Source organism: Micromonospora okii (genome assembly GCF_020884795.1).
Taxonomy (GTDB): domain Bacteria; phylum Actinomycetota; class Actinomycetes; order Mycobacteriales; family Micromonosporaceae; genus Micromonospora; species Micromonospora okii.
The window spans coordinates 25,678-48,974 of record NZ_BBZF01000026.1 but is presented as its reverse complement, the minus strand read 5'-3'; the positions used below and the strand labels follow the sequence as shown (position 1 = coordinate 48,974).

General features: G+C 73.9%; 16 protein-coding genes. 13 read left to right on the top strand and 3 right to left on the bottom strand.

Features of this window, described 5'->3' with window-relative positions:
• Window positions 1-24 precede the first annotated feature (24 nt).
• The 6 genes from argS (at window position 25) to LPU43_RS25070 (ending at window position 10,347) form a co-directional block, all read left to right on the top strand.
• Window positions 25-1,689 carry an arginine--tRNA ligase gene (argS, locus tag LPU43_RS25095; RefSeq protein WP_229402989.1) on the top strand — a complete coding sequence of 555 codons (1,665 nt, stop codon included), beginning with the start codon at window positions 25-27 and terminating at the stop codon, window positions 1,687-1,689.
• Window positions 1,690-1,732: 43 nt separating this feature from the next.
• Window positions 1,733-3,118 (top strand): diaminopimelate decarboxylase, encoded by a 1,386-nt coding sequence (gene lysA, locus LPU43_RS25090; protein ID WP_229402988.1) that lies wholly within the window; start codon window positions 1,733-1,735, stop codon window positions 3,116-3,118.
• 11 nt (window positions 3,119-3,129) lie between these two features.
• A complete protein-coding gene (locus tag LPU43_RS25085; protein ID WP_229403081.1) occupies window positions 3,130-4,443 on the top strand; it encodes a homoserine dehydrogenase in 1,314 nt (437 codons plus the stop codon).
• Between the two features lie 115 nt (window positions 4,444-4,558).
• Entirely contained in the window at window positions 4,559-5,608 is a 1,050-nt protein-coding gene (gene thrC, locus LPU43_RS25080; RefSeq protein ID WP_229402987.1) for a threonine synthase, read from the top strand.
• A 123-nt stretch (window positions 5,609-5,731) separates the two neighbouring features.
• The gene (locus LPU43_RS25075; RefSeq protein WP_229402986.1) at window positions 5,732-8,980 is read left to right on the top strand and encodes an efflux RND transporter permease subunit; all 3,249 of its coding nucleotides are present in this window, start codon (window positions 5,732-5,734) and stop codon (window positions 8,978-8,980) included.
• A 116-nt stretch (window positions 8,981-9,096) separates the two neighbouring features.
• Window positions 9,097-10,347 carry an MFS transporter gene (locus LPU43_RS25070; protein WP_229402985.1) on the top strand — a complete coding sequence of 417 codons (1,251 nt, stop codon included), beginning with the start codon at window positions 9,097-9,099 and terminating at the stop codon, window positions 10,345-10,347.
• A 72-nt stretch (window positions 10,348-10,419) separates the two neighbouring features.
• Here LPU43_RS25070 and LPU43_RS25065 read toward each other — a convergent pair whose 3' ends face one another.
• Entirely contained in the window at window positions 10,420-10,770 is a 351-nt protein-coding gene (locus LPU43_RS25065) for a hypothetical protein (protein WP_229402984.1), read from the bottom strand.
• Window positions 10,771-10,881: 111 nt separating this feature from the next.
• On the opposite strand from LPU43_RS25065, the gene thrB reads away from it, so the two are divergent.
• From thrB to LPU43_RS25050, 3 genes are all read left to right on the top strand, one after another.
• Window positions 10,882-11,826, top strand: coding sequence for a homoserine kinase (gene thrB, locus LPU43_RS25060; RefSeq protein ID WP_229402983.1), 945 nt, complete (start codon window positions 10,882-10,884; stop codon window positions 11,824-11,826).
• Between the two features lie 296 nt (window positions 11,827-12,122).
• On the top strand, window positions 12,123-14,234 hold the full coding sequence (rho, locus tag LPU43_RS25055; protein WP_229402982.1) for a transcription termination factor Rho: 2,112 nt from the start codon (window positions 12,123-12,125) through the stop codon (window positions 14,232-14,234).
• Between the two features lie 142 nt (window positions 14,235-14,376).
• Window positions 14,377-17,868: a phosphodiester glycosidase family protein gene (locus LPU43_RS25050; protein ID WP_229402981.1), complete on the top strand. Its 3,492-nt coding sequence runs from the start codon at window positions 14,377-14,379 to the stop codon at window positions 17,866-17,868.
• Between the two features lie 179 nt (window positions 17,869-18,047).
• On the opposite strand, the gene LPU43_RS25045 is transcribed toward LPU43_RS25050, so the two are convergent.
• Window positions 18,048-18,638, bottom strand: coding sequence for an AAA family ATPase (locus LPU43_RS25045; protein WP_229402980.1), 591 nt, complete (start codon window positions 18,636-18,638; stop codon window positions 18,048-18,050).
• A gap of 107 nt (window positions 18,639-18,745) precedes the next feature.
• On the opposite strand from LPU43_RS25045, the gene LPU43_RS25040 reads away from it, so the two are divergent.
• The 4 genes from LPU43_RS25040 (at window position 18,746) to LPU43_RS25025 (ending at window position 22,371) form a co-directional block, all read left to right on the top strand.
• Window positions 18,746-19,294 (top strand): S26 family signal peptidase, encoded by a 549-nt coding sequence (locus tag LPU43_RS25040; protein WP_229402979.1) that lies wholly within the window; start codon window positions 18,746-18,748, stop codon window positions 19,292-19,294.
• Between the two features lie 61 nt (window positions 19,295-19,355).
• Complete coding sequence (locus tag LPU43_RS25035) at window positions 19,356-19,955, top strand: MauE/DoxX family redox-associated membrane protein (RefSeq protein ID WP_229402978.1); 600 nt, start codon at window positions 19,356-19,358, stop codon at window positions 19,953-19,955.
• An 8-nt stretch (window positions 19,956-19,963) separates the two neighbouring features.
• Window positions 19,964-20,509, top strand: a complete 546-nt coding sequence (locus LPU43_RS25030; protein ID WP_229402977.1) for a TlpA family protein disulfide reductase — start codon at window positions 19,964-19,966, stop codon at window positions 20,507-20,509.
• A 44-nt stretch (window positions 20,510-20,553) separates the two neighbouring features.
• A complete protein-coding gene (locus LPU43_RS25025) occupies window positions 20,554-22,371 on the top strand; it encodes an ABC transporter ATP-binding protein (RefSeq protein ID WP_229402976.1) in 1,818 nt (605 codons plus the stop codon).
• On the opposite strand, the gene LPU43_RS25020 is transcribed toward LPU43_RS25025, so the two are convergent.
• Window positions 22,317-23,102 carry an AfsR/SARP family transcriptional regulator gene (locus LPU43_RS25020; protein WP_229402975.1) on the bottom strand — a complete coding sequence of 262 codons (786 nt, stop codon included), beginning with the start codon at window positions 23,100-23,102 and terminating at the stop codon, window positions 22,317-22,319. The genes LPU43_RS25025 and LPU43_RS25020 overlap by 55 nt on opposite strands.
• Window positions 23,103-23,297: the final 195 nt, after the last annotated feature.

Below are 23,297 nucleotides of genomic sequence, written 5' to 3'. Positions count from 1 at the left end.
GTCTACCCCCGATAACATGGATCAGTGACTCCCGCAGAACTCGCCGAGGTCGTCCTCTCCGCAGCCCACACCGTCCTGGCCGACCGCGGCCTGGACAGCTCCGCGCTCCCGGAGCGGACCGCGGTGGAGCGACCGCGCAACCCGGACCACGGCGACTACGCCTCGACGCTCGCCCTCCAGCTCAGCAAGAAGGTGGGCGTGCCTCCGCGGGAGCTGGCCGCCGCCCTGGCCGAGCAGCTCGGCCGGGCCCCGGGGGTCAAGTCGGTGGAGATCGCCGGGCCCGGCTTCCTCAACATCCGGCTCGACGCCGCCGCCGCCGGCCAGCTCGCGCGGTCGATCGTCGAGGCCGGCCCGGCGTACGGCGGGGGCGACTCCCTCGCCGGCCAGCGGATCAACCTGGAGTTCGTCTCGGCGAACCCGACCGGCCCGGTGCACATCGGCGGGGTCCGCTGGGCGGCCGTCGGCGACGCCCTGAGCCGGCTGCTGCGGGCCACCGGCGCCGACGTCGGCACGGAGTACTACTTCAACGACGCCGGCTCGCAGATCGACCGGTTCGCCCGGTCCCTGCTCGCCGCCGCCAAGGGCGAGCCCGCGCCGGAGGACGGCTACGGCGGCGCGTACATCGCGGAGATCGCCGCCGAGGTGCGCACCCGCCGGCCCGACGTGGCGACGCTGGACGACGCCGCCGCCGAGGAGGTCTTCCGGGTCGAGGGCGTGCAGCTCATGTTCGACGAGATCAAGTCGTCGTTGCGCGACTTCGGGGTGGAGTTCGACACCTACTTCAACGAGAAGGACCTGCACGACCGGGGCGAGCTGGACCATGCCCTGACCCGGCTGCGCGAGCAGGGCCACCTCTTCGAGGCCGACGGGGCCACCTGGCTGCGCACCACGGACTTCGGCGACGACAAGGACCGGGTGCTGCGCAAGTCCAACGGCGAGTGGACGTACTTCGCCGCCGACTGCGCGTACTACCTCGACAAGCGCGAGCGCGGCTTCGACCGCGTGGTGATCATGTTGGGGGCCGACCACCACGGTTACATCGGCCGGATGCGGGCGATGGCGGCCTGCTTCGGCGACGACCCGGCCGTCAACCTGGAGATCCTGATCGGCCAGATGGTCAATCTGCTCCGCGACGGGGCGCCGGTGCGGATGAGCAAGCGGGCCGGCACGGTGGTCACCCTGGAGGACCTGGTCGACGCGATCGGCGTGGACGCGGCCCGGTACGCCCTGGCGCGCTACTCCAGCGACTCGCCCATCGACATCGACGTGGAGCTGTGGACCCGGGCGACCCGGGACAACCCGGTCTACTACGTGCAGTACGTGGCCGCCCGCACGGCCAGCGTGGGCCGCAACGCCGCCGAGGTGGGGCTGACCCGGGGTGAGGCGGACGCGTTCCGCCCCGAGCTGCTCGACCACGACAAGGAGAACGAGCTGCTCAAGGCGCTCGCCGAGTTCCCGGCCGTGGTCGCCACCGCCGCCGAGCTGCGCGAGCCGCACCGGGTGGCCCGGTACCTGGAGGAGCTGGCCGGGGCGTACCACCGCTTCTACGACAACTGCCGGGTCCTGCCGCGCGGCGACGAGGAGGTCACCGACCTGCACCGGGCCCGGCTCTGGCTCAACGACGCCACCCGCACGGTGATCGCCAACGGCCTGCGCCTGCTCGGCGTCTCCGCCCCGGAGAGGATGTAGTCATGCGGGCGCGAGCGTCCCTGTCGCGGAACGGAGAGCGGTGATGCGTGCCCACGAGGCGGGTGCCCTGCACGGCGACATCGGCAGTCGGGGGCCGGCCTGGCTGCGCGCCCCGGCCGACGTCAACGCCCTGCTGCCGGGGCTCTGGCCGCGCGGCGTGACCCGGGCCGCCGACGGCGCGCTGGCCGTCGGCGGGCTCGGCGTCCGCGAGATCGCGGCCGAGTTCGGCACCCCCGCGTACGTCCTGGACGTCGCCGACCTGCGTTCGCGCTGCCGGGACTTCCGGGCCGCCTTCGCCGACGCCGACGTCTACTACGCCGGCAAGGCGTTCCTCTGCCGGGCCGTGGTGCGGACGATCGCCGAGGAGGGCCTGTTCCTCGACGTCTGCACCGGGGGCGAGCTGGCCACCGCCCTGTCGGCCGGGATGCCCCCGGAGCGGATCGGCTTCCACGGCAACAACAAGTCCGTGGCCGAGCTGACCCGGGCGTTGGACGCGGGCGTCGGCCGGATCATCGTCGACTCGTTCGCCGAGATCGACCGGCTCACCGCGCTGGCCCGCGAGCGGGGGGTGCGCCCCGGGGTGCTGGTGCGGGTCACCGTGGGCGTGGAGGCGCACACCCACGAGTTCATCGCCACCGCCCACGAGGACCAGAAGTTCGGCTTCTCGCTGGCCGGCGGGGCCGCCGCCGAGGCCACGCTCAAGATCATCGACGAGGGCGTGCTGGACCTGCGCGGCCTGCACTCGCACATCGGTTCGCAGATCTTCGACGCGGGCGGCTTCGAGCTGTCCGCCCGGCGGGTGCTCGGCCTCCAGGCGCGCATCCGCGACGCCCGGGGTGTGGAGCTGCCCGAGCTGGACCTGGGCGGCGGCTTCGGCATCGCGTACACCAGCCAGGACGACCCGGCCACCCCGAGGGAGCTGGCCGGGCGCCTCCGCAAGATCGTCGAGGCCGAGTGCGCCAGCGAGCGGCTGGCCGTGCCGCACCTCTCCGTCGAGCCGGGCCGGGCGATCATCGGCCCCGCCGTCTTCACCCTCTACGAGGTCGGCACCGTCAAGGACGTCGACGGCATCCGCACGTACGTCAGCGTCGACGGGGGGATGAGCGACAACGTCCGCACCGCCCTCTACGACGCGTCGTACTCGGCGACGCTGGCCTCCCGGGCCTCGGCCGAGGGGCCGGTGCTCGCCCGCGTGGTGGGAAAGCATTGTGAGTCCGGGGACATCGTGGTGAAGGATGAATTCCTGCCCGCGGACGTGCAGCCCGGAGATCTTGTCGCGGTGCCCGGCACGGGTGCCTACTGCCGGAGCATGGCCAGCAACTACAACCACGTGCCCCGCCCCCCGGTGGTCGCCGTGGAGGACGGCCGGGCCAGGCTGATCGTCCGGCGGGAAACGGAAGAGGACCTGCTCGCATTGGATGTCGGATGACCACCTCACCTGTGCGCTTGGCGCTGCTCGGCTGCGGAACCGTGGGCGGCGAGGTGGTGCGGCTGCTGCACGAGCAGTCCGCCGACCTCGCGGCCCGCATCGGCGCCCCCCTGGAGATCGTCGGGATCGCCGTGCGCCGGCTTGGCCGGGACCGGGGCGACCTGCCGGTCGACGAGGCGCTGTTCACCACCGACGCGCTCGGCCTGGTCAAGCGCGACGACGTCGACGTGGTCGTCGAGGTGGTCGGCGGGATCGAGCCGGCCCGGGGCTGGCTGGTCGAGGCGCTGCGCGCGGGCAAGAGCGTGGTCACCGCCAACAAGGCGCTGCTCGCCGAGGACGGCGCGGCGCTGCACGACGCCGCCGCCGAGGGCAGGGCCGACCTCTACTACGAGGCGGCCGTGGCCGGGGCCATCCCGCTGCTGCGCCCGCTGCGCGAGTCCCTGCACGGCGACCGGGTCAACCGGGTCACCGGCATCGTCAACGGCACCACCAACTTCATCCTCTCCGCGATGGACGCCACCGGGGCCGGCTTCGCCGAGGCGCTGGAGGAGGCCACCGAGCTGGGGTACGCGGAGGCCGACCCGACGGCCGACGTGGAGGGCTTCGACGCGGCGGCCAAGGCGGCCATCCTCGCCTCGCTGGCGTTCCACACCCGGGTCACCGCCGCCGACGTGTACCGCGAGGGCATCACCGAGGTCACCGCCGCCGACATGGCCAGCGCCAAGGCGATGGGCTGCACCATCAAGCTGCTCTGCATCGCCGCCCGGGGCCGCGACGCGGCCGGGGCCGAGACCGTCAGCGTCCGGGTGCACCCCGCGATGATCCCGCTGACCCACCCGCTGGCCGGCGTCGGCGACGCGTTCAACGCGGTCTTCGTCGAGGCCGAGGCGGCCGGGCAGCTCATGTTCTACGGTCGGGGCGCGGGCGGCGCGCCGACCGCCAGCGCCGTGCTCGGCGACGTGGTGGCGGTGGCCCGCAACCGGCTCGCCGGGGTGCGCGCGCCGAGCGAGTCGGCGTACGCGGACCTGGCGGTGCGGCCGATGGGGGAGGCGCCCACCCGCTACCACATCAGCCTCGACGTGGCCGACCGGCCGGGCGTGCTGGAGTCGGTGGCCGGGGTGTTCGCCCGGCACGGCGTCTCCATCGCCACGGTCCGGCAGGGCTCGGCGGCCGACGGCCGGGCCGGCTCCGACGACGACGCCGAGCTGGTCGTCGTCACCCACGTCGCGCCCGACGCCGCGCTCGCCGCCACCGTCGAGGCGCTGCGCGGGCTGGACATCGTCCGGTCGGTGGCGAGCGTGCTGCGGGTCGAGGGCGGGCTGTGAGCGTTCGCGTCCCGCCTGGTGGTTACGGTGGGGCGCGGCGCAGGCCCTTCCCGCGGGCTGGGTCACCCTGGAGGTGCCCCGGGCCTGCGGGGCGGTAGAGGCTGAGGAGAGCGACATGTGGCGGGGCCTGATCGAGACGTACCGGGACCGGCTGCCGGTCACCGACGCCACCCCCGTCGTCACCCTCCACGAGGGGAACACCCCGCTGCTGCCCGCGCCGGTGCTCTCCGCCCGGCTCGGCTGCGACGTGTACCTGAAGGTGGAGGGGGCCAACCCGACCGGCTCGTTCAAGGACCGGGGCATGACGGTCGCGGTCTCCAAGGCCGTCGAGCACGGCGACAAGGCGATCATCTGCGCCTCGACCGGCAACACCAGCGCCTCCGCCGCGGCGTACGCGGCCCGCGCCGGGATCACCTGCGCGGTGCTGGTGCCGCAGGGCAAGATCGCCCTGGGCAAGCTGGCCCAGGCGCTGGTGCACGGCGCGCGGCTGCTCCAGGTCAGCGGCAACTTCGACGACTGCCTCGCGCTGGCGGCCAAGCTCGCCCAGGACTACCCGGTCGCGCTGGTCAACTCGGTCAACCCCGACCGGCTGCACGGGCAGAAGACCGCCGCCTTCGAGATCGTCGAGGCGCTCGGCGACGCCCCCGACATCCACTGCCTGCCGGTCGGCAACGCGGGCAACATCTCCGCCTACTGGATGGGGTACTCGGAGGACCTGCGCGCCGGCAACGCCACGAAGACCCCGAAGATGTACGGCTTCCAGGCCGCCGGGGCCGCGCCCATCGTCACCGGCCAGGTGGTGCACGAGCCGTCCACCATCGCCACGGCCATCCGCATCGGCAACCCGGCGAGCTGGACGAAGGCCCTCGACGCCCGGGACGCCTCGGGCGGGCTGATCGACGCCGTCGGCGACCGGGAGATCCTGTCCGCGTACCGGCTGCTCGCCCGCGAGGTGGGCGTCTTCGTCGAGCTGGGCAGCGCGGCCAGCGTCGCCGGGCTGCTCCAGCAGGCCGCCGCCGGCAACGTCCCGGCCGGCTCCACGGTCGTCTGCACGGTGACCGGCCACGGCCTCAAGGACCCGGAGTGGGCCATTTCCACCGCCCCCTCGCCGGTCACCATCGGCAACGACCCGCTCGCCGCCGCCCGCGCCCTCGACCTGGCCTGACCGCCCCCGGTGGGGCCCCGGTGACCTGGGGTGACGCCCGCGTGCCGGTGGGAAGATCCGGTGCGGCACACTCTGAGTGTTTCGAGCTGTCCCGCCTTCCTTCTTCAGGAGTGAGCCACGCCGATGTCGCTGCTCGCCAGATTCAGCCTCGCCAACCGGGGGCTGGTCGCCCTCATCGCCGTGGTCACGACGATGTTCGGTCTGTTCGCCGTGCCGTCGTTGAAGCAGCAACTCCTGCCGTCGCTGGAGTTCCCGGGCGCGTTCATCATGGCGGCCTATCCCGGCGCCGCGCCCGAGATCGTCGAGTCGCAGGTCACCGAGCCGATCGAGGAGAGCCTCCAGGGCATCCAGGGGCTGGAGAAGGTCACCTCCACCTCCCGTGAGGGCTTCGCCACCGTCCAGGTGCAGTTCGCCTTCGGCACGGACCTGGACGGCGTGGTCAACAAGATGCAGACCGCGCTGAGCCGGATCGACGCCCAGCTCCCCGAGAGCGTCGACCCGCAGGTCCTCACCGGCAGCACCGACGACCTCCCCGCCGTGGTGCTCGCCGCGTCCGGCGGCGGCGACGAGCGCGCCCTGGCCGCCCGGCTGCGCGACACCGTCGTGCCGGAGCTGGAGGGCATCGACGGCATCCGCACGGTCGAGGTGACCGGCACCCGCGAGCAGGTCGTCACGGTCACCCCGGACCCGGCGAAGCTGGCCAAGGCCAAGCTCGCGCCGACCGCGATCGGCGGCGCGCTGAAGACCAACGGCGTCGCCGTGCCGGCCGGCGCGGTCAGCGACGGCTCGCGGGCGCTCACCGTCCAGGTGGGCACGCCGATCGCCTCCGTCGAGGACCTCAAGGGCATCGTGCTGACCCCGACCGCGCCGAAGGCGGCCCCCGTCCGTCTCGGCGACGTGGCGCGCGTGGAGCAGCAACTCGCCCCGCCCACCTCGTTCAGCCGCACGAACGGCCGGGACAGCCTCGGCATCGCGGTCACCGCGGCCCCGGACGGCAACGCCGTGCAGATCTCCCACGAGATCCGGGACCGGCTCGACGACCTGCGGGCGGCCTCCGGCGCGGAGCTGACCGTCGTGTTCGACCAGGCGCCGTTCGTGGAGAAGTCCATCGAGAGCCTCACCACCGAGGGCCTGCTGGGCCTGGTCATGGCGGTCGTGGTCATCCTGGTCTTCCTGCTGTCGGTGCGCTCCACCATCGTCACCGCGGTCTCCATCCCGCTGTCGGTGCTCGTGGCGCTCATCGTGCTCTGGATCAGCGACTACTCGCTCAACCTGCTCACCCTCGGCGCGCTGACCATCGCGGTGGGCCGGGTGGTGGACGACTCGATCGTGGTGCTGGAGAACATCAAACGCCACCTGGAGTACGGCGAGCCGAAGCGCCAGGCGATCCTCACCGCCGTGCGGGAGGTGGCCGGCGCGGTGACCGCCTCCACGCTGACCACGGTCGCCGTCTTCGCCCCGATCGCGCTGGTCGGCGGCTTCGTCGGGCAGCTCTTCGCGCCGTTCGCGATCACGGTGACGGTGGCCCTGCTCGCCTCGCTGCTGGTGTCGCTGACGGTGATCCCGGTGCTGGCGTACTGGTTCCTGCGGCCGAGCCGGGGCGGGGCGGACGACGCCGCCCGCCGGGCGGCCGAGGAGAAGGAGCTGCGCAGCCCGTTGCAGCGGGCGTACCTGCCGGCGATCGGGTTCGCCACCCGCACCCGGCGGACCCGCTGGATCACCCTGGGGGTGGGCCTGCTGGTGCTGCTGGGCACGTTCGGGCTGTCCAGCGCGCTGAAGACCAACTTCCTGGACGACTCCGGCCAGGACACCCTGACCATCAACCAGCAGCTCCCGGCGGGCAGCGGCCTCGTCGCCACCGACGCGGCGGCCCGCCAGGTCGAGGCGGTGCTGGAGCGCACCGAGGGCGTCGAGACGTACCAGGTCAGCGCCGGCGGCGGCCAGCTCTTCGGCGGCGGCGGGGGCAACGAAGCCGCCACCTTCTCCGTCGCGCTCGACGGCGACGCGGACGCGGCCGAGGTGCAGCGGACGCTGCGCCGCGAGTTCGACGGCCTCGGCCCGGCCGCCGGGGAGCTGAGCTTCGGCGCGGCCCAGGGCGGCGGGTCGACCAGCCAGCTCGAGGTCGTTGTCCAGGCGGCCGACACCGAGGCGTTGGCCCGGGCCGCCGAGCAGGCGCGGGCGGCGATGGCCGAGACGGCCGACGTCGAGGACGTCTCGACCAGCCTCGCCGAGCGGGTGCCGCGGGTGGACGTCGTCGTGGACCGGCTGGCCGCGGCCAAGGCCGGGTTCAGCGAGGCGGCCGTCGGGCAGTTCGTGGCCCAGGTCTACCGGGGCACCCCGCTGGGGCAGGTCTCCGTCGACGGCGGCCAGCAGGACGTGGTGCTGCGCTCCGGCGCGACCCCGCCGACGACGGTGGAGGAGCTGCGGGAGCTGCGGCTCGGCCGGGTGAAGCTCGCCGACATCGCCGACATCACCCCGGCCGAGGGGCCGCAGCAGGTGACCCGCATCGACGGCGAGCGCAGCGTCTCGGTCAGCGGCACGGCGACCGGCGCCAACCTCGGCGAGACCACCAAGCAGCTCCAGAAGAAGCTGGACGCGATCGACGTGCCGGGCGCGAAGGTCAGCATCGGCGGCGTGAGCGTCGACCAGAAGGAGGCGTTCGCCGACCTGGGGCTGGCGGTGCTGGCCGCCATCGCGATCGTCTTCCTGATCATGGTGGCGACGTTCCGCAGCCTCACCCAGGCGCTGATCCTGCTGATCTCGGTCCCGTTCGCGGCGACCGGGGCGATCGGCCTGCTGCTGGCCACCGACACCGCGCTGGGCGTGCCGGCGCTGATCGGCGTGCTGATGCTGGTCGGCATCGTGGTGACGAACGCGATCGTGCTGCTGGACCTGATCAACCAGTACCGGGAACAGGGCATGGGGGTCAACGAGGCGGTGGTCGAGGGCGGCCGGCGTCGGCTGCGCCCGATCCTGATGACCGCCGTCGCGACGATCTTCGCGTTGCTGCCGATGGCGTTCGGGCTGACCGGGGAGGGCGGCTTCATCTCCAAGCCGCTGGCGATCGTGGTGATCGGTGGCCTGCTCAGCTCGACCCTGCTCACCCTGGTCCTGGTGCCCACCCTCTACACGATGGTGGAGCAGACCAAGGAGTCGCTGCGGGCCCGCCGCGAGCGGCGCAGGGGCGCGCCGGCGGCGGAGCCGACCGACGGCGACGCGACGCCGGACGAGGCACTGGTCCCGGTGGGCGCGCCGGCCGCGGAGGCCACCGACCGGCCCGCGCCGTCCCCGGCGCTGGTGGACGGCACCGACCAGTTCGAGGTGCTCCGGCTGCCGAAGAGCCGGCAGTCGCCGCTGCCGCCGACGGAGTAGTCGGCACGACCGCGCCAACGCCCCCGCCGGGACACCTCCTGCGGGGGCGTTGGCGTATTCCGTACCGTCGGCCACCCGACCCGCACCCGCCGGGCCGGCGGGTAGGGTTCCGGTACGTGTCGCCCGCCCTGACGGTCCTGGTCCGCAACTCCAGCTTCCGCAACCTCTTCCTGGCCGAACTGGTGGTCTTCGGCGCCGACTGGTTCGTCATGGTGCCGCTGCTGGTGCTGCTGCCGGAGCTGACCGGCAGCGGGGTCTGGGGGGCTCTGGTGCTCGCCCTGGACACCGGCGTGGTGGCGCTGATGCTGCCGTACACCGGGGCGCTCGCGGACCGGCTCGACCGCAGGAAGATCATGATGGCGGCGAACGTCGCCGCCCTGCTCGGCGTGCTGCTGCTGCTCGGCGTCCGGGGCCCCGGGACGGCGTGGCTGGCGATGGTGGCGATCACGGTGGTCGCGGTGGCGAAGGCGTTCTACTCGCCGGCCGCCCAGGCCGCCCTGCCCAACGTGCTCGAACCGGGGGAGCTGGCCGCCGGCAACGCCGTCGCCGGCTCGGCCTGGGGCACCATGACGGTGGTCGGGGCGTCGCTCGGCGGCGTGCTCAGCGCCGCCTTCGGGCCGTACGTCTGCTTCTGGGTCGCCGTGGTCGCTTTGAGCCTGGCGGCGGGCCTGGCCGCGCTGATCCGCCGCCCGTTGCAGGCCCCCCGGGACGCGACCGCGCCGCCGCAGCGGACCTGGGCGGCGGTCCGGGAGGCGCTCGGCTACATCGGGCACCGCCCCCGGGTGCTCGGCCTGGTCACGGTGAAGTCGGCGGTCGGCCTCGGCAACGGGGTGCTCACCGTCTTCCCGCTGCTCGCCGGGGTGTACGGGGTGGGCGCGGTGGGCACCGGCCTGCTCTTCGCGGTACGCGGCGCGGGCGCGCTGGTCGGCCCGATCCTGATGCGCCGGGTGCTGACCAACCGGGCCTGGCTGCTGCCCGGCCTGGCCCTGTCGATGTCGCTGTACGGGCTGGGCTACGTGGGCATCTCGGTGACCGGCTGGTTCCCGCTGGTGCTGGCGCTGGTCTTCGTGGCGCACTTCGCGGGCGGCAGCAACTGGGTGATATCGAACTTCGCCCTCCAGGGGGAGGTGCCCGACCGGCTGCGCGGCCGGGTCTTCGCCACCGACATGATGCTGGCGACGCTCGCCGTGTCGGTGAGCCAACTCGTGGTGGCGTCGGTGGTCGACGTGGTCGACGAGCGGGTGGTGCTGGCCGGCTGCGGCCTGGTCACCCTGGTCTACGCGCTCGGCTGGCGGATCGCCACCCGGGGGCTGTCGCTGGCCGACCCGGCGGCCCGACCCGACCCGGACCCGGCCCCGGTCCGCTGACCGCACCCGGGCCCGGCCTCGGCCCCGCTTCGGTCCGTCCCGCCCCGCCCCGCCGCGATTCGGCCGGTGGGCTCAGGCGGGCGGGGTGGCGGAGTGGCGGCGGCCGGTCAGCGCTGCGGCGATCACCAGGCCCAGCCCGGTCGCGTGGAGCAGGGTGAGCACCAGGCCGATCGCCGAGCTGAGGTAACCGATGGACTGCGCGGAGCCGTGCACGGAGGAGTAGACCTGGGGCAGGGAGATCATCCAGGCCAGGCTGAGCAGGGTGCCGAGCAGCAGGACCACCGCGCCGGCCAGCAGCAGGGTCCGGGAGCGGCGGGGCAGTCGGTCGCGGGCGACCGCGGCCAGCACCAGGCCGGTCACCAGGACCAGCAGGGTGGGCATCTGCATCGCCGCCTGCAGCACCGCGTAGTTCAGGAATTCCATGCCGCCTCCTCGTCCCCCGGCCCCCGTCGCGAGCCACGCTAGCGGAGGCGGCCGCGTCACAGGGGGCGGGCGGACCCCGCGCGACCCGACCCGCGGCCTAGCATGAGCGGCGTGCCGACGACTTTCGTGGCCGGGCCGGTCAAGGTCCGGGTCCCCGCCACCAGCGCCAACCTCGGGCCTGGGTTCGACGCGCTCGGGCTGGCGCTCGGCCTGTACGACGACGTGGCCGCCGAGGTGGTGCCCGACGGCGTCCGGGTGACGGTGACCGGGCAGGGCGCGGGCGAGCTGCCCACCGACGACCGGCACCTCCTCGTCCGGGCCATGCGGGCGACGTTCGACGTGCTGGGCGGGCAGCCGCCGGGCCTCGCGGTGGAGTGCGTCAACCGCATCCCGCAGGCCCGGGGGCTGGGCTCCTCGTCGGCCGCGATCGTGGCCGGCGTGCAGCTCGCCAGGGCGCTGGTGACCGACGGCGAGGCCCGGCTCGACGACGCGGGCGCGCTGCGCCTGGCGGCCGAGATCGAGGGGCATCCCGACAACGTCGCGCCGTGCCTGCTGGGGGGGTTCACGCTCGCCTGGACGGAGCCGGGCGGCGCGCGGGCGGTGTCGCTGGCCGTCGCCGACGGGGTGAGTCCGGTCGTCTTCGTGCCGCAGGAGCGCGGCCTGACCGCGACCGCTCGGGCCGCGCTGCCCGCCACGGTCCCGCACGCCGACGCCGCGCTCAACGCCGGGCGGGCCGCGCTGCTGGTGCACGCCCTCACCGCCGAGCCCGCTCTGCTGCTGCCCGCCACGGTCGACCGGCTACACCAGGGCTACCGGGCCGCCGGGATGCCGGAGACGTCGGCCCTGGTCGATGAGCTGCGGGCGGCCGGCGTGGCGGCCGTGGTCAGCGGCGCGGGCCCGACCGTGCTGGCGCTGACCGAGCCCCCGGGAGATTTCCCGGGGGGAACAGGTTGGGGCGTCTGGCGGTTGGGTATAGACGTGCACGGGGCGCGGGTTGCCCGGGGTAGACTTGGACACGCCGAGCGGGACCCTGTTGCCGCAGGTCGGAAGAGTTGATTACGCTCTAGTCCTCAGCACAGCCGCGAAGCATGCGATCCTCCTGCGGGTCGGCGCACCCCCGAAGCTCTCGGCGGTCAGCCGGTCACCCCTGCCAAAGGCCCACGCCGCACCGCAGTTTCCGCAGGTCGCCGCAGACGGCGAGACCTGCTCACCGATGTTGGTGAGTCGGGATACCGACCGGCTGCTGTGTCACAGTCTCCCGCGACGCGTCATGCGAGGCGGGTGCACCGAGGCCGCCCGGCCACCTGCTTGTCGACTCCGGGCAGTCCCGGCCTATCGAGGGAAGGAATCCATTGAGCGACACCACCGACGTGACGTCGGATGTTTCCAACGTCGCTGGCGATGCCACCACCACCGCCGCTGCCCCCACCCGCCGTCGGCGTAGCGGCACCGGCCTGTCGGCGATGCTGCTGCCGGAGCTGCAGAGCCTGGCTGCGTCGCTCGGCATCTCCGGCACGGCTCGCATGCGCAAGGGCGAGCTGATCAGCGCCATCTCCGAGCGGCAGGGCGGGGCCGCCGCCGGGACCCCTCGACCGCGGGCCGAGGTCGCCGCCGCGGCCACCCGCGAGGAGGTGCGCGCCGAGGTCGCGTCGGCCCCGACGGGTGCCGACCAGAAGCGGGCCCCGGCGGAGCCGGCCGCTGCCGCGCCGACCGAGGGCCGGCCCCGGACCCGGCGCACCCGGGCCGCCGCCGCGGCAACCGAGACCCGGGCACCGGAGGCCGAGACCCGGCCGGCCGAGACCCGGGCCGAGGAGGCCCCGAGCGCCCCCGTCGTCGAGCCCGCCGAGCGGGCCGAGGGCCGCCGGGAGCGTGGCGAGGGCCGGGGCGGCCGGGACCAGACCGAGCGGACCGACCGCACGGAGCGGGCCGACCGTACGGACCGCACCGAGCGCGCGGACCGGGCGGAGCGGGCCGACCGCACCGACCGGGCCGAGCGCAACGAGCGGGCCGACCGCACGGAGCGCGGTGAGCGCAACGACCGGGGCGAGCGGGCCGACCGTACCGAGCGCGGTGAGCGCAACGACCGGGGCGACCGGGCCGAGCGGGGTGACCGCAACGACCGGGGCGACCGCAACGACCGGGGTCAGCGCGCCGAGCGGGACCGCGCCGAGCGGGACCGCGCCGACGACGGCGACGACGACGAGGGCGGCGGCCGGCGGGGCCGGCGCAGCCGCTTCCGCGACCGTCGCCGGGGCCGGGGCGAGCGCGGCGAGGACGGCGGCGGTGGTGGCGGCGGCGGTGGTGGTGGCCGCGAGCCGCAGGTGAGCGAGGACGACGTCCTCGTGCCGGTCGCCGGCATCATCGACGTGCTCGACAACTACGCCTTCGTCCGGACCACCGGCTACCTGGCCGGCCCGAACGACGTGTACGTCTCGATGTCCCAGATCAAGAAGTACGGCCTGCGTCGCGGTGACGCGATCACCGGCGCCGTGCGGGCCTCCCGTGACGGCGAGCAGCGGCGGGACAAGTACAACCCGCTGGTGCGGCTGGACACCATCAACGGGATGGAGCCCGAGGAGGCGCGCCGCCGACCGGAGTTCTACAAGCTCACCCCGCTGTACCCGCAGGAGCGGCTGCGGCTGGAGACCGAGCCGCACATCCTGACCACCCGGGTGATCGACCTGGTCATGCCGATCGGCAAGGGGCAGCGGGCGCTGATCGTGTCCCCGCCGAAGGCGGGCAAGACGATGGTGCTCCAGGCCATCGCCAACGCGATCACGCACAACAACCCCGAGTGCCACCTGATGGTGGTGCTGGTGGACGAGCGGCCCGAAGAGGTCACGGACATGCAGCGGTCGGTGAAGGGCGAGGTCGTCGCGGCCACGTTCGACCGTCCGCCGCAGGACCACACGACGGTGGCGGAGCTGGCGATCGAGCGGGCGAAGCGGCTGGTCGAGCTGGGGCACGACGTGGTCGTGCTGCTCGACTCCGTGACGCGGCTCGGCCGGTCGTACAACCTGGCGGCGCCGGCCTCCGGCCGGATCATGTCGGGCGGTATCGACTCCACCGCGCTCTACCCGCCGAAGCGGTTCCTGGGTGCGGCCCGCAACATCGAGAACGGCGGCTCGCTGACCATCCTCGCCACCGCCCTGGTGGAGACCGGTTCCATGGCGGACACGGTCATCTTCGAGGAGTTCAAGGGCACCGGCAACGCGGAGCTGAAGCTGGACCGGAAGATCGCCGACCGGCGCACCTTCCCGGCCATCGACATCAACCCGTCCGGCACCCGTAAGGAAGAGGTCCTGCTCGCGCCGGAGGAGCTGGCCATCCTGCACAAGCTCCGCAAGGTCCTGCACTCGCTGGACTCGCAGGCGGCGCTGGACCTGCTGCTGGACCGGCTCAAGCAGTCCCGCACCAACATCGAGTTCCTGATGCAGATCGCGAAGTCCACGCCGGGGGAGTGACCCGCAGGGCGTACGGGAAGGGGCACGGCCGTTCGCGGCCGTGCCCCTTCCCGCGTCCGGGCAGCCACGAGGCATGAAGTTTTCCTACGGTTCAGCCGCAGGGTATTGAAACTTCTGTTCGTCGTCGGGTTGACTGTCGCCCATGCGCACCCGCAGTCGATCCGCCCACGCCGCCGGCGTCCTGCTGCTGACGCCGCTGCTCGCCGTGGCCGGCGCGCCGCCGGCCACAGCCGTCCCACCCACCGCCCCGCCGGCCGGAACCGCAGCCGAGGACGCCCCGCGCGCCTCGTCCGCCCCGGCCGGCGCGGTCACCCTCGCCCGCGACCCGGCCGGGGCCGCCGCCGCCACCCGCGCCGCCTCCGGCGTCGAGCCGGCCGGCGGCCTGGAGACCGCGAAGACCGTCCGGCCGGTCGCCCCCGGCCTCGACCTGACCTCCTTCGACCGGTACGACGCCGACGGCTGGCTGCGCGCCGACGCGCTGACCGCCGACCTCACCGGCGGGGTCACCGTCGACTACGTCAACTCCGGGGAGGTGGCGAAGGCCGAGCCGCTGCGCGCCGCGGCGGACCGGTCCCGCGCCGTCGCCGCCGTCAACGGCGACTTCTTCGACATCAACAACTCCGGCGCGGCCCAGGGGGTCGGCGTGCGGAGCGGGGAGCTGGTCCAGTCCCCGGTCGCCGGGCACACCAACGCCGCCGCGATCAGCGCCGACGGCCTCGGCCGGGTGATCCAGGTGAACTTCGACGGCACCGCCACCCTGCCCACCGGCCCGGTGGCGCTGACCCAGTTCAACAACATGGTCCAGACCGACGGCGTCGGCCTGTTCACCCCGCTCTGGGGGGCGTACCCCCGGGAACGGGCGGTGGCAGGGGCGCGCCGCGTCGCCGAGGTCACCGTGGTCGACGGCCGCGTCGCGGCGGTGGCCCCGGCGGCCGGCACCGGCCCGATCCCCGCCGGCACCACCGTTCTGCTCGGCCGCGACGCCGGGGCGGACGCCCTCGCCGGGCTGCGGCCGGGCGACGCGGTGAGCGTGGCGTACCGGCCGAAGGCGTCCGACGGCGGCACCCTGCGCGCGGCCGTCGGCGGCGGCAACGTGCTGGTCCGCGACGGCGCGGTGCAGAGCATCGCCGACGCCAGCCTCGCGCCGCGCACGGCGGTCGGCTTCACCGCCGACGGCAAGCGCATGATCATGCTGACCGTGGACGGCCGGCAGGTCGACAGCCGGGGCGTCACCCAGACCGAGATGGGCCGCATGATGGCCGAGCTGGGCGCGTGGACCGCGCTCAACCTCGACGGCGGCGGCTCCTCGACCCTGCTGGCCCGCCGCCCCGGCGAGGCGAGCGTGCGGGTGGAGAACAGCCCCTCCGACGGCACCGAGCGCGCCGTCCCCAACGGGCTGGCCATCTACGCGCCGAAGGGCAGCGGCCGGCTCACCGGCTACTGGCTGCGCACCACCAGCGACCCCACGGCCGCGCCCGGCGTCGCCCCCGTCCGGGGCGGGCGACCCGACCGGGTCTTCCCCGGGCTGACCCGCCGGCTCACCGCCACCGGCCACGACGAGACGTACGGCCCGGCGGCCGGCGCCCCGACCTGGCGGGTGAACCCGGCCCTGCACGGCCGGGTGACCGCCGACGGCGTGTTCCGCGCCGGGCTGCCCGGCAGCGCCACCGTCACCGCCTCGCGCGGGCGGGCCGCCGGGAAGCTCGCCCTCACCGTGCTCGGCCCGCTGGCCCGCATCGACGCCACGACGGACCGGGTCGGCCTCAACCAGGCCGGCGACGCCGCGGTGGTGGGCGTGGTCGGCTACGACGCCGAGGGCAACACCGCCCCGATCGAGCCCGCCGACCTGCGGCTCGACTACGACCGGAGCGTGCTCGACGTCACCCCCACCGACGACGGCAACCTCTCGGTGAAGGCGGTCGCCGGCACCGGCTCCGCCCTCGTCACCGCCCGCGTCGGCGACCGCACGACCGTGCTCCCCGTCACCGTCGGGCTCACCGACGTGCCGGTGGCCACCTTCGACGACGCCGCGTCGTGGAAGTTCAGCCAGGCCCGGGCGAGCGGCTCCGTCGCCCCCGCGCCGGGCCGCACCGGCACGGGCCTGAAGATGTCGTACGACTTCGGCCAGTCCACCGGCACCCGCGCCGCGTACGCCGACCCGCCCGCCTGGATCGAGGTGCCCGGTCAGCCGCAGGCGTTCGGCATGTGGATCAAGGGCAACGGCACCGGGGAGTGGCCCAGCCTGCACCTGCACGACGCCCAGGACACCCAGCACGTGCTGCGCGGCCCGCTGATCACCTGGACCGGCTGGAAGTACGTCGAGTTCGCCGTCCCCGCCGGCGTGCAGTACCCCGTGCGGGTACGCCGGTTCTACGTCGCGGAGACCAACGCCGCCGCCAAGTACACCAGCGAGGTCGTCATCGACGACCTGGTGGCGAAGGTGCCGCCGCCGGTCGAGGCGCCGGCCGAGGAGCCGCGCACCGACCGGGTGGTGCTGCGCGACGGCACCGTCGACGGCGCGCCCTGGCGCTTCGCCGTGATGTCCGACGCGCAGTTCGTCGCCGCCGCACCGGACAGCGACCTGGTCGCCCAGGCCCGCCGCACCCTGCGGGAGATCCGGGCCGCGAAGCCCGACTTCCTGGTGATCAACGGCGACTTCGTGGACACCGCGTACCCGGCGGACTTCGCGCTGGCCAAGCGGCTCCTCGACGAGGAGCTGGGCGGCGAGCTGCCGTACTACTACGTCCCCGGCAACCACGAGATCATGGGTGCCCCGATCGCCAACTTCACCGCCGCGTTCGGGCCCACCTCGCGGGTCTTCGACCACGCGGGCACCCGCTTCGTCACGCTGAGCACGGCCACGGGTTCGCTGCGCGGCGGCGGCTTCGACCAGGTCGAGCTGCTGCGCGACGCCCTCGACCGGGCCGCCGCCGACCGGGGCGTCGGCTCGGTGGCCGTGCTGTTCCACCACCCGCCCCGCGACCCGAGCCCGGCCAAGGCCAGCCAGCTCGGCGACCGGAAGGAGGCGGCGCTGGTCGAGCAGTGGCTCGCCGACTTCCAGCACCGCACCGGCAAGGGCGCGCTCGTCGTCAACGGCCACGTCGGCACCTTCCACGCCGACCGGGTCGACGGCGTGCCGTACGTGATCAACGGCAACTCGGGCAAGAACCCGTCCACCCCGGCGGCGCAGGGCGGCTTCACCGGCTGGACGGAGTTCGGCGTCGACCCGGTCACCCCGGCCGAGGCGGCGCTCGCCCGCCTCAACCCGCTCGCCGAGGGCCCCCGCTGGGTCACCGCCGAGTTCCACGCCCACACCGACCGCGTCGACCTGACCGCGCCCGGGAAGGTCACGGTGGGCGCCCCGGCCCGGGTCACCGCGACGCTGACCCAGCCGGGCGGCCGTACGGTGCCGGTGGCCGCCCCGGTGAGCGCGGACTGGTCCGCCTCGCCGAGCGTCCACATCGGCCCGGCGTCCGGGCTGCGGCCCTGGCACGTGGCCCGGTTCGACCCGGCCACGGGTGAGCTGACGGCGCGCCGCGCGGGCGCGACGATCGTGCTCGCGGTGACGGTGAACGGCGTCCGCGCCGAGGCGACGATCGCCCTCACCGGCGCGGCAGCCGCCCCCGCCGCCTGAGGTGTAAGGAAGGGCACCTTGTTAACGCTTTTTGCATAGCAGGGGCCCCTTGTTAACGCCCCGCTGCCCGCGAGACCTCGCGGCGGCGGCCGGCGCCGCTCGCGGGCGGCAGCCGGTGAGAAGGGTTCCCTTCTCTACCGGAGGCGTTAACAAGGGGCCCTTCCTTGCACGTGCACACCTCAGAAGTCGCCCTCCGCCACGTTCAGCGCCACCGTACCGTCGATGTCGACCAGGACGATCTCGGGCGGCCCCGCCGGGTCCGGCCGCCGCCGCGCCGGGTCGCCGGTCGCCACCTCCGGGACCGGCAGGGGGAGGGGGCGGTTGGCCAGGAACCGGTCGTGCAGCCGACGGATCGCCTCCTCGCCCACCCGGTCCGCCGCCGGTCGCGCGGCGTCGCGGCGCAGGCACTCGGCGAGGGGTACGTCGGTGAAGTCGTGCACCTCGAACTCCGCCCCGCAGTCGGCGGCGAGCCGCGCCCAGTCCCGCAGCGTGCGGGCGCGCAGGTTGGTGTCGTCGACGCACACGCTGACCCGGCCCCGCAGCAGCGCCTCCACCTGGGCCCGCTGCGCCCGGGTGACCTGGGCCTCCGCCCACTGGGTGAACAACCGCTCGCCGTGCAGCATCCGGCGCAGGTCGTCCCGGTTCACCCGGACGACCGAGGGCTGGAGGGTACGGGCGAAGGTGGTCTTGCCCGAGGCGGGCAGCCCCCGGGTGGCGACCAGTCGAGGCGGGGTCCCCGTCCCGCGCTGTTCCTGGGGCGAACCGGACATCAGCCCACGGTACGCCCGCCGTCCCCGCCCGCCACATGGCGGCTGCCGCCCGAAACGTCCCCTCCACCGAGCACCTGTGCCGGGAAGCCCGCTTGATATCGTGGGCCATGGATTCGCTCGGCTGGGGCCTGGGCCTGACGTTCGCGCTCGCCCTGGGTGTCCTTGGCGCGGCCGCATTCCTGATCCGCCGTCGCTACGTCGTGGTCAGCGTCCGGGGAGCCAGCATGGAGCCGGCGTTCCGGTCCGGGGACCGGGTCGTCGTGCGGCGGGTCGCGTTGGCGCAGATCCGGGCCGGTGACGTCGTGGTGCTGCGCAACCCCCGAGCCGGGCAGCCTGCCGCGGCATCCCTGCGGACGCTGACGACGCCCGAGCAGCCGACCACGGAACCCGTGCAGCTACACGAGATCGTGCCCTGGGTGATCAAGCGGGTCCGGGCCGTACCGGGAGATGCCGTGCCCCGCGACGAGGTGACGAGTTTGCGGGACGTGGCCGGGACGGCGGTCCCGCCGGGCCGGCTCGTGCTGCTCGGTGACAACGCCGCGGTCAGCATCGACTCCCGCCAGCACGGCTACTACAACGAGGAGTTCCTGCTCGGGATCGTGGTGCGACGTTCCGGTTCTGCAAGTGTTCCACCGCCGCGTATATCTCGCCGTTAGGGGTCCGTGTAGCTCTGCCGCCTAACGTCCGTCCCGAACCGGAACGGACGGGAGAAGTGGCATGTGGGACGTGGTGATCGCCGTCGAGGCGTTGCTCTGCGTGGTGTTCGGGTGCGCGGCGGTGGCGAAGCTGCGCAGCCGGGAGGCGCTCGCCGTGTTCGTCAGGGCGCTGTCCGATCTACGCATCCTGCCCCGCCGGGCGGTGCGTCCGGTGGCCACGCTCGTTGCGGTCGGCGAGGCGGCCGTGGCCGCCGGCCTGCTGGTGGCGTGTCTCGCCGCGTTCGGCCTGCCGATGCGGTTCGACGCCCGGATTCCCGCAGCCCTCGGGCTCCTGACCGGGGCGGCGCTGCTGGGCGGCTTCACCGGGACGATCGTCATCGCGCTGCGGCGCGGGATCCGGAAACCGTGCCCGTGCTTCGGGCGCGCCGCACGTCCGCTCGGGGTCCGGCACGTCGTCCGCAACCTCCTGTTGCTGTGCGCGGCGCTCGGCGGTGCTGCGGCGTGCGCGCTGCTGGCCCCACCTGCCGCGCTGCCGGCCCCGGAGGCCCTGACCGCCGTGCTGGCCGGGGCGGTCTGCGCCTGCCCGTTCGTGTACGTCGACGACATCGTCGAGTTGTTCGCACCGGAGACCACCGAGTCGATCGTCCAGAACCGGAACTGAGGAGCGAGATGTCCACCCTGGTCGCCGCCGTCATCGTGCTGGCCGTGTTTTCCGTCTTCCAACTCGTGCTGGTCACCGGGCTGATGCGCCGGGTGGCCGAGCTGTCGGCCCGGGTCGCCGACCTGGCTGTGGCCGCACCGGTCCAGCTCGACCGGATGGTTGCCGTCGGTACGCCGCCGGGGGAGTTCCACACGGTCACCGAGGCGGACGGGCCGATATCCAACCGGACGCTGCCGGAGCCGACGCTGGTCGGCTTCTTCACCCCCGGCTGCAAGCCGTGCAGGTCGGAGCTGCCGCACTTCGTGGCGCGGGCGGCCGTCACGCCCGGCGGCCGGGACCACGTACTGGCGGTGATCGGTGACCTTCCCGGAGCCGACGAGTACCGGGACCAGCTCGTTGCGGTGGCCCGGGTCGTGGTGGAGGAGCCCCGGGGACCGGTCACGACGGCCTTCGAGGTCAAGGGCACTCCCGCCTTCGCGTACCTGGGGCCCGGGGGCGCCGTCGCGGCCAGCGCCATCACCGTCGACGGTCTGCCAGCCCCGGTACCGGCATGATGCGCGGCGACACCCCCGAAGCCGGTACGGGCCGTACGGGATCCGTGGCCGCCGCAGTGCTGATCGGCCTGCGGGCGGCACCCGGACACGTCGCCGTGCAGGTCCTCGTCGCCGGGCTGGCCGGTGCCGCACCGATCGCGGTGGCGTGGTGCACCAAGGTCATGGTCGACGCCCTGGCGGCGGGAGGGCCGGGCGCGGTGCGCTCCGCCGTCCGGTTCGCCGGTGTGCTGCTCGTGGTCGGGGTGGTCGCCGCCGTGCTCCCCCAACTGGGTACGTACCTCGGCGAGGAGCTGAACCGCCGGGTGCGATTCGTCGTCCAGCAGCGGCTCTACGAGGCCGTCGAGCGCCAACCGGGATTGCGGCGGTTCGAGGATCCGCAGTTCCACGACCGGCTGAGGCTTGCCGAGCAGGCGGGCCGCGACAGCCCGGGACAGATCCTTCGCGGGCTGTTCGGGCTGGTGCAGAGCGGCCTCACCCTGGCCGGGTTCGTCGTCACGCTGCTGGCCCTCAGCCCGGTCATGGCCGCGGTCGTGGTGCTCTCCGCAGTCCCGGTGCTCGCCGCCGAGTTGTCCCTGAGCCGTCGACGCGCCTCGGTGCTCTGGCGGATCGGGCCGACGGAACGCCGGGAGTTCTTCTACGCGAACCTGCTCACCGACCTCCAGGCCGCCAAGGAGATCCGGCTGTTCGGCATCGGCGCGTACCTGCGGGAGAGGATGCTCGGTGAGTTGCGCGGCAGCAACCGCGCCCGCCGGCGGCTCGACCTGCGGGTGCTGCGCACCCAGGGCAGCCTCTCGCTGCTGTCCGCAGCGGTGGCCGGCGTCGGGATGGTCTGGGCGGCCGGGATGGCCGGATCGGGCCGGCTCAGCGTCGGCGACGTCGCGCTGCTCGTCGCGGCCGTGGCGGGCACCCAGGGCACCCTGCGGGGCCTGGTGGCCAGCCTGGTCGGCATCCACCAGTCGGCCCTGCTGTTCGGTCACTACCAGTTCGTGGAGGGGCTGGCCCCCGACCTGTCCCTGCCGAATCAGGCGAGGACCGTGCCCGCGTTGCGGCACGGCATCGAGTTCCGGGACGTGTGGTTCCGGTACAGCGAGGAGCAGCCGTGGATCCTCCACGGCCTGAACCTGACCATTCCGTACGGACACGCCACCGCGCTCGTGGGGGTCAACGGTGCCGGCAAGTCGACCCTGGTGAAGTTGCTCTGCCGGTTCTACGACCCCCAGCGCGGGACGGTGCTCTGGGACGGCGTCGACATCCGGCAGTTCGATCCGGTCGAGCTGCGGCTGCGGTTGGGCGCGGTCTTCCAGGACTTCATGTGTTACGACATGAGTGCCGCCGACAACGTCGCCGTCGGCGACCTGTCCGCCGTCGACGATCGCCCGCGGCTGGAGGCAGCCGCCGAACGGGCCGGCGCGCACGACGCCCTGCGTGGGCTCCCCCGAGGCTACGACACCGTGCTCAGCCGGGTGTTCTTCGACGGCGACGACCGGGACGGTGCGCTGCTGTCCGGTGGGCAGTGGCAGCGGGTCGCCCTGGCGCGGGCCCTGCTGCGGGACCGCAGTGACCTGCTCATCCTCGACGAACCCAGTTCGGGGCTCGACGCGATGGCCGAACACGAGATCCACGTCCGACTCCGGGAACACCGGGCCGGTCGTACCAGCCTGTTGATCTCGCACCGGATGGGTGCGCTGAGGGACGCCGACCGGATCGCCGTGCTCGCCGACGGGAGGATCACCGAGGAGGGGGACCACACCGCGCTGCTTGCGGTCGGCGGCGTCTACGCGCGGCTGTTCACCCTCCAGGCGAGCGGCTATCGGGAGACGTCGAGCGCCTCTTCGCCGAACGGGTCGTCCCGGCCGGGTTGAGCGCGCAGCACGTCGTTTCCCGCCAGCCACGGATCGCGGCGGAGCATCACCTGGCGGAGCCGGGCGAGGCTGACGTCCGGATCGATCCCGAAGCCGTCCGCGAAGACCCGGCGGACCTCGTCGTAGGCCGCCAGCGCGCCGATGACGTCGCCGGCCCGGTAGCGGGCCAGCATGAGCAGTCGCCAGGCCCGCTCCCGGTAGGGCTGACCGCCCAGGAATCGGCGTAGCCGCTCGATGGCGGTGCCGTGGTCCCCGAGGGCGACCAACGCTTCCAGGTGGTCCTCCTCCACCGTCAACCGGCGCTCGTCCAACGCCACGAGGTACGAGTCGAGCATGGTCGAGCGGGGAACGTCCTCGGCGGCATCGCCCCGCCACAGAGTGCGGGCCCGGCGGAGGAGCCGCTCGCCCGTCACCCAGTCCAGCCGGCGTACCGCGCCCCGCCCCTCGGCGGCCAGGGTGTCGAAGCGGTGTACGTCCAGCTCGTGGTCGCCCACCGCGAGCTGGTAGCGCCCGTTCCCGGCGACGAGGCGGTCGGCGTGCTCCGCGCCGATCAGCCGAAGCGCCGTACGGAGACGCGCGGCATAATTGCGCAGATTCGCCGTGGCGGATGGGGGTGGCGAACCCTCCCACAACGCCTCGGTGAGTCGCCGCAGCGAGACGGCCTCATTGGCGTTGAGCGCCAACATCGCCAGGAACGCGCGGGACTTCGGCCCGCCCACGACGGCGTCCACACCATTTCCCGTCAGTTGCACAGGGCCGAGTAATCGAAGATGGAAAGCCACGGCAGAACCCCCGTTCCGGTGCCGGTGACCATCGGCCGTCAGGCCGCAGTGGCCGCTGGCCCCAGTCTGGGTGGGACCTGCCGGGCCGGGCAAGAAGCTGCGGTGGCCCGGACTGTTCGGGACAGTCCGGGGCTGTTCGGGACA

Bases quoted from the DNA above. Each gene is read 5' to 3' on its own strand.
- LPU43_RS25075 (WP_229402986.1), top strand. From the start codon at position 5,732: ATGTCGCTGCTCGCCAGATTCAGCCTCGCCAACCGGGGGCTGGTCGCC.
- LPU43_RS25065 (WP_229402984.1), bottom strand. From the start codon at position 10,770: ATGGAATTCCTGAACTACGCGGTGCTGCAGGCGGCGATGCAGATGCCC.
- lysA (WP_229402988.1), top strand. From the start codon at position 1,733: ATGCGTGCCCACGAGGCGGGTGCCCTGCACGGCGACATCGGCAGTCGG.
- LPU43_RS25045 (WP_229402980.1), bottom strand. From the start codon at position 18,638: ATGTCCGGTTCGCCCCAGGAACAGCGCGGGACGGGGACCCCGCCTCGA.
- LPU43_RS25050 (WP_229402981.1), top strand. From the start codon at position 14,377: ATGCGCACCCGCAGTCGATCCGCCCACGCCGCCGGCGTCCTGCTGCTG.
- LPU43_RS25030 (WP_229402977.1), top strand. From the start codon at position 19,964: ATGTCCACCCTGGTCGCCGCCGTCATCGTGCTGGCCGTGTTTTCCGTC.
- thrC (WP_229402987.1), top strand. From the start codon at position 4,559: ATGTGGCGGGGCCTGATCGAGACGTACCGGGACCGGCTGCCGGTCACC.
- LPU43_RS25035 (WP_229402978.1), top strand. From the start codon at position 19,356: ATGTGGGACGTGGTGATCGCCGTCGAGGCGTTGCTCTGCGTGGTGTTC.
- LPU43_RS25040 (WP_229402979.1), top strand. From the start codon at position 18,746: ATGGATTCGCTCGGCTGGGGCCTGGGCCTGACGTTCGCGCTCGCCCTG.